The sequence below is a fragment of the Methanococcoides orientis genome (assembly GCF_021184045.1).
GTDB lineage: Archaea > Halobacteriota > Methanosarcinia > Methanosarcinales > Methanosarcinaceae > Methanococcoides > Methanococcoides orientis.
The window spans coordinates 1,478,246-1,493,859 of sequence record NZ_CP073710.1; the positions used below are offsets into that span (position 1 = coordinate 1,478,246).

General features: G+C 44.4%; 13 protein-coding genes. 1 reads left to right on the forward strand and 12 read right to left on the reverse strand.

The annotated features are described in order from the left end of the window. Positions 1 to 298: 298 nt before the first annotated feature. Positions 299 to 1,915 carry a PAS domain-containing sensor histidine kinase gene (locus J7W08_RS07045; RefSeq protein WP_233083834.1) on the forward strand — a complete coding sequence of 539 codons (1,617 nt, stop codon included), beginning with the start codon at positions 299 to 301 and terminating at the stop codon, positions 1,913 to 1,915. 11 nt (positions 1,916 to 1,926) lie between these two features. Here J7W08_RS07045 and J7W08_RS07050 read toward each other — a convergent pair whose 3' ends face one another. The 12 genes from J7W08_RS07050 to J7W08_RS07105 all read right to left on the reverse strand — a co-directional run bounded on the left by J7W08_RS07050 (position 1,927) and on the right by J7W08_RS07105 (position 15,414). Beyond that, complete coding sequence (locus J7W08_RS07050; protein WP_048195084.1) at positions 1,927 to 2,127, reverse strand: MarR family transcriptional regulator; 201 nt, start codon at positions 2,125 to 2,127, stop codon at positions 1,927 to 1,929. A 200-nt stretch (positions 2,128 to 2,327) separates the two neighbouring features. After that, a complete protein-coding gene (rpsJ, locus tag J7W08_RS07055) occupies positions 2,328 to 2,639 on the reverse strand; it encodes a 30S ribosomal protein S10 (RefSeq protein ID WP_048195085.1) in 312 nt (103 codons plus the stop codon). Positions 2,640 to 2,671: 32 nt separating this feature from the next. Continuing rightward, a complete protein-coding gene (gene tuf, locus J7W08_RS07060; protein WP_233085740.1) occupies positions 2,672 to 3,943 on the reverse strand; it encodes a translation elongation factor EF-1 subunit alpha in 1,272 nt (423 codons plus the stop codon). 127 nt (positions 3,944 to 4,070) lie between these two features. Then, positions 4,071 to 6,263, reverse strand: coding sequence for an elongation factor EF-2 (locus tag J7W08_RS07065; RefSeq protein WP_233083835.1), 2,193 nt, complete (start codon positions 6,261 to 6,263; stop codon positions 4,071 to 4,073). A 47-nt stretch (positions 6,264 to 6,310) separates the two neighbouring features. Continuing rightward, positions 6,311 to 6,871, reverse strand: coding sequence for a 30S ribosomal protein S7 (locus J7W08_RS07070; protein WP_233083836.1), 561 nt, complete (start codon positions 6,869 to 6,871; stop codon positions 6,311 to 6,313). Between the two features lie 4 nt (positions 6,872 to 6,875). Next, entirely contained in the window at positions 6,876 to 7,304 is a 429-nt protein-coding gene (locus J7W08_RS07075) for a 30S ribosomal protein S12 (protein ID WP_233083837.1), read from the reverse strand. Positions 7,305 to 7,372: 68 nt separating this feature from the next. After that, positions 7,373 to 7,798, reverse strand: a complete 426-nt coding sequence (locus tag J7W08_RS07080; RefSeq protein ID WP_233083838.1) for a NusA-like transcription termination signal-binding factor — start codon at positions 7,796 to 7,798, stop codon at positions 7,373 to 7,375. A gap of 18 nt (positions 7,799 to 7,816) precedes the next feature. Next, positions 7,817 to 8,104 carry a 50S ribosomal protein L30e gene (locus tag J7W08_RS07085; protein ID WP_233083839.1) on the reverse strand — a complete coding sequence of 96 codons (288 nt, stop codon included), beginning with the start codon at positions 8,102 to 8,104 and terminating at the stop codon, positions 7,817 to 7,819. An 80-nt stretch (positions 8,105 to 8,184) separates the two neighbouring features. Beyond that, on the reverse strand, positions 8,185 to 9,354 hold the full coding sequence (rpoA2, locus tag J7W08_RS07090; RefSeq protein ID WP_233083840.1) for a DNA-directed RNA polymerase subunit A'': 1,170 nt from the start codon (positions 9,352 to 9,354) through the stop codon (positions 8,185 to 8,187). After that, positions 9,354 to 11,999, reverse strand: a complete 2,646-nt coding sequence (locus J7W08_RS07095) for a DNA-directed RNA polymerase subunit A' (protein ID WP_233083841.1) — start codon at positions 11,997 to 11,999, stop codon at positions 9,354 to 9,356. Before J7W08_RS07095 ends, rpoA2 begins: the two co-directional genes overlap by 1 nt. A gap of 11 nt (positions 12,000 to 12,010) precedes the next feature. After that, complete coding sequence (rpoB, locus tag J7W08_RS07100; protein ID WP_233083842.1) at positions 12,011 to 13,825, reverse strand: DNA-directed RNA polymerase subunit B; 1,815 nt, start codon at positions 13,823 to 13,825, stop codon at positions 12,011 to 12,013. Beyond that, the gene (locus J7W08_RS07105) at positions 13,825 to 15,414 is read right to left on the reverse strand and encodes a DNA-directed RNA polymerase subunit B'' (protein WP_233083843.1); all 1,590 of its coding nucleotides are present in this window, start codon (positions 15,412 to 15,414) and stop codon (positions 13,825 to 13,827) included. The genes rpoB and J7W08_RS07105 overlap by 1 nt, the downstream gene beginning before the upstream one ends. Between the last annotated feature and the right edge of the window lie 200 nt (positions 15,415 to 15,614).

The window sequence follows — 15,614 nt, forward strand, 5'->3', positions numbered from 1 at the left end:
TTTTGGGATTAGAACCTGACAAATGAACACATTTTCACAAAACACTCATAATTTTGAACACTTCAAGCATAATTAACAAGAATATACTCAAAAATGAGAAGCTTTCTGCATAATAAGAATCAAATTTCTCAAACAGGAATTAGTTCATTGGTATAATATTGCCTCATGAAATAGAATATATTATTGATATAACATTATTTTTGAAAACATATTAATACACATTTTAATACATTAAAGCAAAGGTATAATTTGAACTGACTCCTACATATTGCAAAAACGACTCCATTTTACAGAAAAAATGACAATGGAAAATAAAGATATGGGTTCTGAAAAGATCAAAGATCTGGAACAGACTATCAAGAACCTCAGAGATGAGATCGAACTGGTCAAAAAGGAAGCTAGTGTGAAAAAAGAATTTTATAAGCTTCATATTGAGAATCTCAATGATGTCATCTTTAGTGTCGACAAAAACGGAAACTTTACATATATAAGTCCGGCTATTGAAATTTTTACCGGCTACATGCCAGAAGAAGTAATCGGCACATCTTTTATGCAATATGTACACCCGGAGGATCTTACGGGTCTTCTTGAAGATATGGACCTGACCCTTAAAGGTGAACACAAACCCTATATGTTCAGAGTTATTGCAAAATCAGGCAAGGTAACACACGTACACACATCTTCCAAAGGAATCATCAGGAACGGAGAAGTAATTGGTCTAAATGGGATCATGGTAAATATCGACCAACTAAAGAAAGTTGAGTTCGAGCTGATGAAAGAAAAAGAAAAAGCACAGCATTATCTTAATGTGTCTAATGTTATGTTCGTTGTTCTTGACAAGAACCAGAAGATAAAACTCGTGAACAAAAAAGCTGCAGAGAACGTTGGTTATTCCGAAAAGGAACTAATTGGCAGGAACTGGTTTGACATGTTCATACCTGAAAACATTCATGCAAATGTAAAGGCTGTGTTTAATAAAATTATTTCAGGAGATTCCAAAACATTTGAATATTACGATAATCCGATCATCACAAGATCTGGTGAAGAAAAGGTTATTTCCTGGAATAATTCGATACTTTATGATCAGGATGGAAATGTCAGTGGTTTACTCTCTTCAGGAATCGATGTTACTGAAAAGAAGATTGCAGAAAGGGCACTAATATCTGCAAAAAATGAGGCTGAAACTGCAAATCAGGCAAAGAGCACATTCATTGCAAACATGAGCCATGAATTACGGACACCTCTTAACTCAGTAATCGGATTCTCTGAAATTCTTCTTGAAAAGAAGTTCGGAGATATTAATGAAAAACAGGAAAGATACCTTCACAATATATTCGCCAGTGGTAAACACCTTCTTGATGTTTTTAATTTAATGCTGGAAGTTTCAAGGATTGAGTCCGAAGTGCTTGAACTTAATTATAAGAAAGTAGAATTATTCGGATTTATGGAAGATATCCGGAAATATGTGGCCCCACAAATTCAGGATAAAGAACAGAGAATATTATTTAACATCAACACAGATGTCGAATATGTTGTAGCAGATCTCGAAAAGGTAGAACAAAGCATCATTCATCTTATCGAAAATGCCAGCAAATTTTCAGAAAATGGTAGCCCCATCACAGTTGAAGTCAGGAGCACTGATAAGGATCTGGTTTTTAATGTATCAGATAATGGGATAGGGATCTCAGAGAAAGATATTGATACACTTTTTAACCCCTTCACTCAGATCGATTCATCTTCAACAAGAACCCATGGCGGAATTGGAATAGGACTATGTCTTGCCAAAAAATACTCCGAATTGCATGGGGGATCCCTGTATGTCAGAAGTAAGATAAACGAAGGTAGCAGCTTTTACTTTGCAATACCACTAAACCCTGACATCGAAAAAGATAATTTATTAAAAAAAGAGATTTAAAAAGGAAAGGATCATTCCTTTGAAACATCGTAGTAGCATCTTTTAGGAGAGTAGACAAGACCCTTTTTCTTCAGTGATGCAATTGTTTTACTAACCAGTTTACTGTCCAGACCAGTAGACTCTGCAATATCACCAGGTCTCAAGGATTTGTCAGAGCCTTCCAGAGCATTTAGTACTGTTGATTCATTTTCAGTTAATGTTTCTTCACTCATGATATAACCTCACATTGATATGGAAATGTGTACGATATAAACATTATCGATAGATAAATAGAGTACTGACCAATAATCAATAGCATTGAAAGTCAGATAAGATTTAAAGTTTAAAAATAATTAAAGAAATAGGGAGGAGAACTGTTACAGATTAAAATCTGTAACATAGTCCCAGGCCCTTTTGAATAATATCGAAGTACTTAATTCTGAAGTACGATCTCGATATTGATGTCTTTTGGAACCTGAATCCTCATGAGCTGTCTTAATGCGCGCTCATCAGCTGCGATGTCAATAAGTCTTTTGTGGACACGCATCTCCCAGTGGTCCCATGATGCTGTACCATCGCCACTAGGGCTTTTCCTTACAGGAACTACTAATTTCTTAGTAGGTAGTGGTACTGGACCGGATATGCTTACTCCAGTGCGGTTTGCGATGGCTTTCACCTGATCACAAACACCATCCAGATTCACAGGACTTGTGCCTGATAATCGTATTCTTGCTTTCTGTGCCATTTTTATCTCCTCTTAAAAGAAAGAGAAGAGTGTTACTGCTTCTCTTTAACACTCATGCACATACCGGCAGCGATTGTCATACCCATATCACGGATAGCAAATCTGCCGAGCTGTGGAATCTCTTTTACAGGCTCAATGCACATTGGCCTGGTTGGTCTGATTGTAACGATCGCTGCATCTCCAGCCTTGATGAAGGTTGGGTTCTCTTCCTTGACCTGACCGGACTTTGGATCCAGCTTCTTGTCGATGGACATGAGAGTACATGCAGTCTGGGTGGTGTGGCAGTGGAACACAGGAGTGTATCCGACTGTGATAGCGGATGGGTGCTGAAGGACAACGATCTGACCGGCAAACTCTTCAGCTACCGATGGTGGCTTCTCTGCAGGACCACATACGTCACCTCTCCTGACATCGTTCTTTCCGATACCCCTTACATTCCAACCGATGTTGTCACCAGGTACAGCCTGATCGACCTCTTCGTGGTGCATCTCGATTGACTTGACCTCACCAGTTGCGCCGCTTGGCATGAATGTGACCTTCTGGCCTTTCTTCATGATACCGGTCTCTACCCTACCTACTGGAACGGTACCGATACCGGAGATGGTGTATGCATCCTGTACTGGGATACGGAGTGGAAGTGTGTCTGGCTTTTCTGGTGTCTTAAGATCATTAAGGCAGTCAAGCAATGATGGACCATTGTACCATGGAGTGTTTTCGCTTGATTTTGTGATGTTGTCACCCTCGAATGCGGAGGTTGGGACGAATGGGACATCTTCTGCCTTGAATCCTACCATACCGAGAAGCTGTGATACTTCTTTCTTGACCTCGTTGTACCTGTCCTCACTGTATTCAGCTGCGTCCATCTTGTTCACAGCGACGATGAGCTGGTTGATACCAAGGGTCCTGGAAAGGAACACGTGCTCCTTTGTCTGAGCCATTACACCATCTGGTGCTGCAACTACAAGTACAGCTGCATCTGCCTGGGAAGCACCGGTGATCATGTTCTTTACGAAATCACGGTGACCTGGGCAGTCCACTACTGTAAAGTAGAACTTGTCGGTATCGAATCTCTTGTGTGAGATATCGATGGTAACTCCTCTCTCACGCTCTTCCTTGAGTGAGTCCATAACCCATGCGAAAGCGAAGGATTCTTTACCTTTTTCTTTTGCTTCTGCCTTGTATTTTTCGATAAGGTGTGCAGGTACTGCACCTGTCTCGAACATCAATCTACCGACAAATGTTGACTTGCCGTGGTCAACGTGACCAATAACTGCTAAATTCATGTGTGGTTTCTCAGCCATAATATATTCTCCTTTATTTTTGAGTGTTAGACGTAATATCTATATTTTTGACCTAAATTGTTGTTTCTACTCTTAAACCTTTCCAAAGGATAGGATATTTCATACAAATAAGATGGATAAAATATCCACCTTACATGCTCATGAAGTCCTGTGCCTGTGGAAGGTCCTTCTTGAGTCCTTTTCGCTCACGGATGCCAGAAACGACTTCGGTGATCATGTTAGTTGGGAGTGGTTCAAAGCCTACGAACTCTGTACTCCACATAGCACGACCCTCTGTTGCGGATCTGATATCGCCGGCAAATCCGAACAATTCGGACACTGGTGCCTTGGATTCGATGATCGTTGTGTCACCCTCGGATGTCATATCAATAATGATACCACGGCGACCCTGGATCTCCTTTGTAGCTCCACCCATCTGTTCCTGTGGGGTCTGGATGAATACCTTCTGGTATGGCTCAAAGAGCGTATCGTCTGCCATGAGCATTGCTGCCTGGATTGCCTGCCTGGATGCAGGAATTACCTGTGCAGGACCTCTGTGGACAGCATCCTCGTGGAGCTTTGCGTCCATGAGCTTTACCTTTACACCCATGCATGGTTCTTTTGAAAGCGGACCTGCTTTCATAACTTCGACGAAACCTTCAAGGACCAGTTCCATTGTCTCGTTCAGGTGCTGGATACCTTTGGTCATATCAAAGTAAGCATTGCTCTCAAAGATGTCAGCAATTCTCTTTGCTTCATCCTTGTCAAGACCTGCTGCAATAAGCTTCTCCCTTCTCTCAAGTTCAGGCATTCTCATTGAGATCTCGCCCTCACGGATAAGCTCACGTACTTCAGGCTCGAGTGGCTCGACAACAACATAGAATCTGTTGTGCCTGTTAGGAGACTTACCTTCAACAGGACCTGCTGTTCCTGTGATGGTCTCACGGTATACCACAATAGGAGGTGTTGTTGTGATCTCTACACCCTTGTCACGCTCGATTCTGTGAGCAATGACCTCAAGGTGAAGTTCGCCCATACCTGCCATGAGGTGTTCACCGGTCTCTTCGTCCAGTGTGATCTTAAGTGTTGGGTCTTCCTTTGCGACCTGACGCAGAACCTCAACAAGCTTTGGAAGGTCTTTCATGTGTTTTGCTTCCACAGCTACGGTCACGACAGGCTCACTTGCGTGTCTGATGCTCTCGAATGGAGACATGCCTTCAAGTGATGTTACAGTAGAACCGACAATAGCGTCCCTAAGACCTGTAACTGCAGCAATGTTACCTGCAGGGATCTCATCCACTTCAAGTCTCTCCGGACCCATGAAAACACCAACCTGCTGGATCCTGTTCTTCTTTGCTGCACCTGATACGTAAACTTCCATACCACGTGAAAGTGAACCACTGAAAAGTCTTCCTGTTGAAACTTCTCCTGCATGTGGGTCCATGGAAATATCAGTTACCATGAATGCAAGGTCGCCCTTTGCATCAGCATCAGCCATCTGCTTTCCAATACCAGTCTCAAGATCGCCGTGCCAGATGACACCGACCCTGTCTTCCTGAGCATCGATAGGACTTGGAAGGAACCTGATGACCATGTCGTTTACAGCTTCGTGGAGCGGACATTTCTCACCAAGTGATTTCATATCTTCAGCACGGCAGTAGTCAAATACTTCACCAAAGCTGACACCGGTCTTCTGCATCATAGGAACACTGATAGCCCAGTTGTAAAGTGCTGAACCGAATGCTACTGTACCTTCTGCAGCGTCAACTCTCCAGCCCTGGTTATAGCGCTCTTCGTTCATACCTTTGATAAGCTTGTTGACGTGGTCAATGAGCTTACCGAGCCTGATCTGCATCTCCTGTGCATCGACCTGTAACTCGTTGATAAGACGGTCTACCTTGTTAATGAAAAGTACTGGCCTTACGTGCTCTTTCAGTGCCTGTCTCAGAACGGTCTCGGTCTGAGGCATGGTACCTTCTACAGCATCAATAACTACAACTGCACCATCTACTGCACGCATAGCACGTGTAACGTCACCACCAAAGTCAACGTGACCTGGTGTATCGATAAGGTTGATGAGGTACTCTTCATCCTCGAACTCGTGCACCATTGAAACGTTTGCGGAGTCGATCGTAATACCTCTTTCCTGTTCCTCTTCATCAGAGTCCATGAATAACTGGCGACCTGCAAGATCCTTGGAGATCATACCAGCGCCTGCAAGAAGATTGTCTGAAAGGGTAGTTTTTCCGTGATCGATGTGAGCAATAATTGCGATGTTCCTGATCATTACCGGGTTGCTCATCAGCGCGTTTACACGCTCAACCATTTTTTTCCTTCGTCCCATAATAAAACCTACAATTGAATATTGTTAAAAAATAAAGAACAACACGATTAACGTGCTGCCTTTGCGACTCTTTCCTTTCCGTCCTTTCTGTTAATAGAGAAGCACTTTGCATCACGGTTGGAAGCTGCGATCAGCTCGGATGCAAGGCATTCGGATGCAGAACGCTTTGATTTGAATGCTGCCTGGTTTGCACCTATTGCAATATGCCTCAATGCAGTGTCAATACGCCTCTGTGGTGCAGTATCTACTGCTTTTGGTACAGAGATACCACCGTATTTGAGTCTTACAACTTCTTCCCTTGGACCAGCGTTGCCAATGGCTTCCACAAGTACCTGAACAGGGTTCTTCTGTGTCCTCTTATTGATCACATCAAACGCATCGTCCACAATACGCATAGCGATCTGCTTCTTACCGGTGTTCTGCGCATTGCGCATCACATTGTTGACAAGACGCTCAACGATACATAGATCGGATTTGTTGAACTGCTGTCTTGCGTGCTTACCTGATGTGTGTGGTATGATCACAGGATCAAGGTTCACGTATCTCTTGATACCAGCATCATTAACTTCTACCTCTGAAAGGTCCCATTTTCCGAATAACTTATACATGGAATTATCTCCTTGGCTTTTCCTTTCTTCCAATGACCATTTCTCTCAAACAAACATTGTTAACTGCAGTGACCTTGAAGCGCACTCCGGGAATATCACCCATTGCACCACCCATGCGGCCACCGATCCTTTCCACGGTCACTTCATCGTGCTCATCAATGAAGTTGATAGCACCGTCACCTGGACAGAATGCTGTTGCCTGACGGCCATTCTTGATCAACTGGATCCTTACACATTTCCTGATAGCAGAGTTAGGCTGTTTTGCCTCGACACCCACTTTTTCAAGTACAATTCCACGACCCTGTGGCGCGCCACCGAGCGGGTCAGATTTAACGTCCAGACCTAAGGTACGTCTACTGTAGCCGGTATCTTTCCACCTGGCATCTTTGCGAACCTGTTGAAGTCTGTGAGCTGCATATTTTCCATTTGGCATATATTATCCTCCCAATAGTGTTCCGTACATAATGAGTTGAAATTATTAATCATTTAGCGAACGAAAGTTCACTCTAAGATCACATCATCGATATCGTGATGGCGACTAACTACCATTTTTACTTTTTCAATGTTGCTACCATTACGTCCGATAGCAAGCCCTTTCTCACTTGCAGATACATCCACATAGGCGATCTTTTTGTCACCCTTACTGGATATTTTGACGGACTTGATAGACACAGTACCGAAAGCATTCTTTATAAATGTAACCGGCTCATCCGAGTATTCGATAAGTTCTATGTGTTTATCAACGGATCTTTTGACCCGATTAATGTTGTCTCCACGTTTCCCAATAGCAGCACCCATGTCACCAGTATTCACGACATAGATGACCCTGCCATCATCGATAATACAATCCTTAATTGAAGCGTCGGTCATACTTTCAAACAGTGCAATGTATCTTACACATTCCGTTGAAAGTCTGATCTCGCTCAAATAATACAACTCCTGATCTTAAGCTACTGCAAGTATATCAGATTCTCCTACATCCATTATAGCCATTGCAGCAATAGTGAATGGCTTACCGCATGCAGGACCAAGATCTACACTTGTTCCAGTATAGTTCAGGACCGGCACGTTTGTTGCTTCGATCTGTTCCCTCACGTGTGCAGGACAATTGGATGCAAGAACTATCATCTTTGCCTCGTTCTTGACAGCTGCATCAATGGTGCGGTTTGCCCCGATGATAACAGAGCCTGTCCTGATAACTTTGATCAGTGCTTTATCAACATTAATATCCATTTTACATCAACTCATATATATTGTCAATTTGAGATTTGTATTCTAATAACTGATTCCTTATATCTACTTTCTGGTTGTACTTACTCTTCATCAAGGTTAGCAAGAGGATTTCTAGCCACCAGATGAACGTCACCAGTACCAAGTTTTATAGGCTGACCAACAATGATGTTCTCAGTAACACCATTGAGCTCATCAATATCACCGCGCATTCCCGCATCAAGTAAGTGGTTAACAGTAACCTCGAATGCAGCACGGGCGAAGACACTGGCCTTCTCTCCGGAAATTCCATGACGACCGATCTGTTTTACTTCACCATCACAGGTCATGATATCTGATACAAGCATTATGTGACGAATATCCACAGTAAGACCCTGCTCACGCAGAGTATCACTTGCTTCTTTTATGATGGAATTACGAGCAGCTTCGATTCCGAATACCTCATAGATCTCACCAATGTTGTTGGTATACGTCCTTGTAATATCCACACCTTCAACATTGAGAACTTCCTTTAGTACAGAGCCTTCTGTATAAAGAGTATATTCCTCACCATCTTTCCTGATAACTACCCTCTTGATACCTTCAATACCTTTGAGAGTGATAGTATGGATCTTCTTTGCAAGCTGAAGAAGTTCCCTGTATGATGGCTCGTTTGGCTGAGCAATTATCTGATTGCTCACAGCACCTGAGACCTTAACTGAAACTCCAAGTTCTTCCTCGAGCTTCTCTGCAATATCATCCACAGCGATAGCCCTCTGGACGAGCATTTTCTCGTTAAGGTCAATAACAAGGTTCATGTTAGCAAGATCAGTGGTCACATCTGCAAGATGTGCAATGTGAGTTGCTTCGATCTCCCATGCGACCTTCCTTGCAAGATCCCTGTCATTTGCATGATCTTTGTCAAGTGCAACTGTCATCATAGGAGTACTTGGAGTCTTTCTCGCATCCACGATCTCGATAAGACGTGGCAAACCCAATGTAACGTTGATCTCAGCGACACCAGCGTAGTGGAAAGTACGCATGGTCATCTGAGTACCCGGTTCACCAATGGACTGAGCAGATACAACACCCACGGCTTCACAAGGTTCAACACATGCATATTCATAATCCGTCATGACGCGTTCGATGATCTCTTCCAGCTCTTTCTTGGTTACTCCGACCTTCATTACATCATCTTTGAGGGTCGCAAGCGTAGTCATTGGAAGTGGAAGACCACCTATCATTGAATCAATAGTAGCTTCACTGATGGACATTATGCCACCTCCTTTCCCGTAACAGCCCTGACAACACGGTGTATTGCCTCAGGCTTACTGTAATCACTCTTAGTGGAGTCAATACCATCTTCTCCATATTTGAACTGTACAATGACCCCTCTGGTCTCGCGTACAGATCGATCATACTGGACCTCAAGGTCCTGAAGTGCATTCACAAGACGCCTCTGCAGGTAACCTGACTGGGAAGTACGTACCGCAGTATCCACAAGACCTTCACGACCTCCAATTGCGTGGAAGAAGTATTCGGTCGGATTCAGTCCGCTCTTGTAACTTGCTTTGACGAAACCGTGTGCGTCTGCAGCAAGGTCACCCTTATAGAAGTGAGGTAATGTCCTTCCGGCATAGCCTCTTCTTATACGCTCACCACGAACAGCCTGCTGTCCGACACAAGCAGCCATCTGAGTCAGGTTCAAAATCGAACCACGAGCACCAGACCTTGCCATGATAACCGCAGAGTTCTCCAGACCAAGCTGGTTGTCAGCGATCCTACCAGTATCATCTCTTGCCTTACCAAGGGTCTGCATGATCCTCATTTCAATGGTCTCTGCAAGGGTCCTACCTGGTAATGGTTCAAGTTCCTTGGCCTCATATGCATTGATAAGTTTAGAGACCTCTTCTTCAGCATCCTTAAGCCTTGCTGCGATCTCGACCTTAGCATTTTTAGGAATATCCTCATCACTTATACCGAAACTCAGTCCGGTATACATTACACCCCTGATCGCAAGCCTTGTGAAATCATCTACGAACTTGGCACCAGCTGTAGCACCAAATTCCTTGACCACCTTATCAAGGATAAGACCTTTGAAAGCGCCGATCGATTGTTCATCAATGGTACCCTGAAGCAATTCACCATCTTCGATAACAACATAAGCGTCGTTTTCACATTCAGCCTTCTTACAAACTTCACATTTAAAACATACCTGTGCAGGGAACTCTACGTAAAGACCCTTAGGAAGGATCTGACTGAAGATCTGCTTACCGTTCCAGTAAGGAGCACCATCTTCAAGATGTCCTGCAGGTTCTGGGAGCTCACGCAATTCAGACTTGCGGAGAAGTTCCAGTGCATCATTCTTACTAATGAAATTCTCATTCCTTGTTAAAAGGAACAGACCTGAGATGTGGTCGTGAATACCACCTATGATCGGACCACCGAAACGTGGAGATAGAATGTTCTCCTGCACCTGCATGAGAATGCTTGCCTCTGCGCGGGACTCCTCTGTCTGGAGTACGTGCATGTTCATCTCATCACCATCAAAATCAGCATTGTATGGAGGACATACTGCAGGATTGAGCTTAAAGGTCTTACCAGGAAGTACCTTTATGCGGTGTGCCATGATACTCATCTTGTGAAGGGAAGGCTGCCTGTTGAACAGAACGATATCTCCATCCTGCATTTGCCTTTCAACTACCCATCCTGGCTCAAGTTTCTCAAGAAGTTCCTCAGTGTTGAGATCTGTCACCTTGATACGGCGACCATCCTCACGAATAACATAGTTCGCACCCGGATGGACCTTCTTCCCACGACGGACATATTCCTTCATGAGCTCAAGGTTCCTGGAGATGACCCTTACCGGGATAGTCATATGCTTTGCAATTTCAAAAGGCACGCCCACCTCATTTATACTAAGGTTAGGGTCAGGGGAAACTACCGTACGTGCAGAGAAATTAACACGCTTACCGGACAGACTTCCCCTGAAACGTCCTTCTTTACCCTTAAGACGCTGGGTCAGTGTCTTCAGCGGTCTTCCTGACCTGTGCCTTGCAGGCGGTACACCTGAAACTTCATTGTCGAAATAAGTTGTAACGTGATATTGCAACAGCTCCCACAGATCCTCAATGATAAGCTGTGGAGCACCTGCATCCCTGTTCTCCTGGAAACGCTGGTTGATACGGATGATATCTACGAGCTTATGCGTCAGGTCATCCTCACTTCGCTGACCGGACTCAAGTGTAATGGAAGGTCTCACCGTTACCGGTGGAACCGGAAGTACGGTCAGTATCATCCATTCAGGCCGGGCAGTATCAGGGTTCATACCCATGACACGAATATCATCATCTGAGATATTCTCGAACCTGTCACGGATCTCAGTAGGAGTAAGTTTGTGCCCATCTTCGATATACTCGCTTGGTTTCTCAAACTTGATATCGAGTTGTGCCTCACCACAATATGGACAGACCTTAGGCTTTCTTGCCTCTTTGAAGACATCATTAATGACATCATCAGGAAGATGTCCCATATCCTTATACTTGGAAAGCTGTTCGAGGTACTCCCTCTTCTTGCCTTCCTCAAGCATCAGAGAACTGCATTTGCAACAAACTGAACGTAAAATCTTACGAATGGTCTTGTTAAAGCCTACATGTATCACAGGGGCCACAAGTTCAATGTGACCGAAGTGACCAGGACATTCACCGGCGCGGCTTCCACAGCTCTTACATTTAAGACCCGGGTCAATAACACCAAGGCGCAGGTCCATCAGTCCCATATCGATAGGGTACCCGTCATCATCATAAGTGTCAGCAGTTATGATCGATGTGACACTCATCTTCCTGACTTCACGAGGAGAGATCAGACCGAATTTGATCGCACCGATCCTTTTTGGTATTGAAGGTATCATATTATCCATCTGTATCACCATCACACTGCATCATCAAGTCTAAGTCTTGGAGCAACTCCCAGAGATTTGATCTCATCAAGGAGCAACTTGAAAGCATAGCTCATTTCTACCGGGTGAATATCTGTTTCCGCACCACAGTTCGAACAGTACCTTATGTTGCGTGTCCTGTCAAAGGTAGCAACCATTCCACAGTGTCCACATACAAGCTCTACGACCTTGTCAGATTCATCAAGCAACCTTTCCTTCAGGGTCATTGCAGCACCGTGTCCGATCAGTACATCTCTTTCCATTTCACCAAACCTCAGACCACCCTCACGAGCACGTCCTTCTGTTGGCTGACGGGTCAATACCTGTACAGGACCTCTGGACCTGGCGTGTATCTTTGATGCGACCATGTGATGCAGTTTCTGATAAAGGATCACACCTACGAACACATCTGCCTGGATCTTCTTTCCGGTTACACCATCAGAGAATACTTCCTTTCCTGTGTGTGAGAAACCATGTTTCTTCAGACCATCGCGAATGTCATCCTCGGTCTCACCTGAGAAAGCAGTTGCGTTAATGCGGTGACCTTCGATACAACCAACCTTACCCCCGATCATTTCAAGAACGTGAGCAACAGTCATACGTGAAGGGATTGCGTGTGGATTAATAACAAGATCAGGAACCATACCGCCTTCAGTGAATGGCATATCCTGATATGGAACTATCAGACCGATAACTCCTTTCTGACCGTGTCTTGATGCAAATTTGTCACCGATCTCAGGGATCCTCTGATCCCTTATCTTAACCTTTGTAAGACGGGTTCCGTTGATAGATTCTGTAAGAATGACAGTGTCAACGATGCCTTTCTCGTTGGAACGCATGGTAATTGCACTTTCCCTGCGCTGCTCAACAGTTATACCGAAATCAGACTGCTCTTCAAGGAACCTTGGAGGACTGGTCTTTCCGATAAGAACAGCGTTTGGACCTACAATGGTCTCAGGGTTCACAAGACCGTCAATGTCAAGGTTTGCATATGCCTCTGCACTGCGGGCACCCCTGAACTCAGAGTCAGGTATCTCGAACTTGTCTTCCTGCCCACCAGGGTAACGTCGTTCTTCTCCCTCGAATGTCCTCAGGAAGTGGCTCCTTCCGAGACCTCTCTGAATGGAACCTTTGTTGAAAACAAGTGCATCCTCAATATTGTGACCTTCGTAGGACATAACAGCAACTACGAAGTTCTGCCCTGCAGGACGGTCATCAAAGTGAATTGACTCACATGTGTGAGTGCGTGTAAGTGCCTTTTGAGGATAGTGGAGTACGTGTGCACGTGTGTCTGGCCTAAGCTTGATGTTAGAGGTGGATACTCCAATACACTGCTTGATCATCGCTGCACCCATTGTGTTCCTCGGAGAAGCATTGTGTTCCGGATATGGGACCATACCGGTACAGATACCAAGGATCAGTGAAGGGTCGATCTCAAGATGAGTGTGATTTGGAGTAAGGTCCTCTTCGTAAAGACCAATGAAAGCATTCTCCTCTTCTTCAGCATCCAGATACTCAACACATCCCTGCCCTACAAGATCAAGGAATGATATTTCACCGGCATTTAGTTTCTCTACATGTTCACCTGTGACCAGAGGAACTCCATCTTCTACGACGATGACCGGCCTTCTGGCACGACCCATGTCGGAACTGATGATAACTTCATGAATGTCCTCATAAAGAGTTACATTCAGCTGACTGGAGAGCATACCATTACGGCGCTGCTTCCTTATGTCTGCGACCAGCTCTACCGGATTGTTATGTGTTCCGATAAGTTCCCCATCAAGGAAGACCTTTGCTTCAGTCATTAAAGAACCTCCTCTGGTTTATCATCGCCGATAGGATCAGCGTTCTCATCCATAATATCATGATATTCAACCTCTGGTTTTACAGTCTCTTCAGGTGCTATATCAAGCTCCTCTGCATAGACCGCATCAACGGAGTAATCAAGCACCTTCTCAGGGACATATAATTCAACAGGAGCAACTCCAACTCCATAAAGGATGTTCTTGATAGCATCAATCTCTTCAGCACCTGTAGAGAGTTCGACCATCTGGGCAAAGTTCTTTACAAGACCACAGTTTGGACCTTCAGGAGTCTCTGACGGACAAAGACGACCCCACTGAGTTGGGTGCAGATCACGGGCCTCGAAGTGAGGTTGTGCCCTTGACAATGGTGATATCACACGTCTTAAGTGAGACAGAGTGGAAATATAGTCAGTACGATCAAGCAACTGTGAAACACCACTTCTTCCACCTACCCAGTTACCTGTAGCAAGAGGGTGCTGCAGACGGTCAGTAAGTACATCTGCACGAACAAGAGTGGCTACGTTCAGTTCCCTGTTTCTCATGTTAGCTCTCTCGAGCTGGTATTTTACATCGCGTGCAAGACGGTTGAATGCTACCCTGAACAGATCTTCCATCAGGTCACCTGTAAGTTTCAACCTCTTGTTAGAATAGTGATCCTTGTCATCGCCGGCTCGCCTTCCGAGAGCAAGCTCGAAGCAGGATTCTGCCATCCTTCCAAGGAAGTGAGCTTTTGCGATCCTGTCTGCAGGATCATTACCAAGGTGAGGGAGCAGATAACGATCAATTACGTAATTTGCACGCTTCATCTGGTATTCCCTTGCCTGGCCTGAAGCAACACGACCACCGATCTTCTCAATAGCATCCTCGATGGTGTCCACTTCGGCTTCCTCAAGGTTCTCGAACATGAACTTCATGATCTCCTGGTCGGTAGAGACAACCTTCACAACATCCTCATCAGTCTCAATTCCAAGAGCACGTATCAGTGTGATGAAGTTTATACGACCGGATATGGATGGGAAAGACACTTCCAGAAGAGATTTACGTCCTCTTTCCACAACTACCAGAGCTCTGTAACCTCTTCTCTGAGAGAATACTTTTGCAACCTCGATAGTATCACCGTAACGCTCACCGAACTCGGCAAGTATCTTGTTAGGTGCAAGGTCCTCGAGGGTCATTACAACACGCTCGGTACCATTTACGATGAAATATCCTCCCGGATCAAGCGGATCCTCACCATGTTGGATCATTTCAGTATCATTTATGCCAACAAGGTTACAGATATCCGATTTGATCATTACAGGAAGCTGTCCGATCTTGGCTTCCCTTGGTTCTTGTTCCTCACCATTCTGTACAACAGACATCTCCAGGAAAAGGGGAGCTGAATAAGAAAGGTTACGTAACCTTCCTTCGTTTGGATACAATTTCTCAATTGCACCGTCAGCTTCCTTAACTACCGGATTTTCCACCCTTATCTTACCAAGTTTTACATAGATATCTTCAAGATCTGTCTCGATTATACCCTGCTCATCAATGATCTTCTGGAGACCAGATCTGGTGAACTTGTTGTAAGAGTCAATGTGATGCTGCACAATCTTGTCCTTTGTGAAATAGGCCTCTGATAGTATGCTTGTATCTAATGCGATGATAGCACCCTCTTTTAGTTAATTGGATATTTAAGAGAAATAAAGCGATTATGATCATTAGTAGCGTTCAATAGGATGAACACAGTATTGACTAGACCGGCCGTAATATGGGAAATGTGCATTATACTGCGGCCAAAAAAAGTACG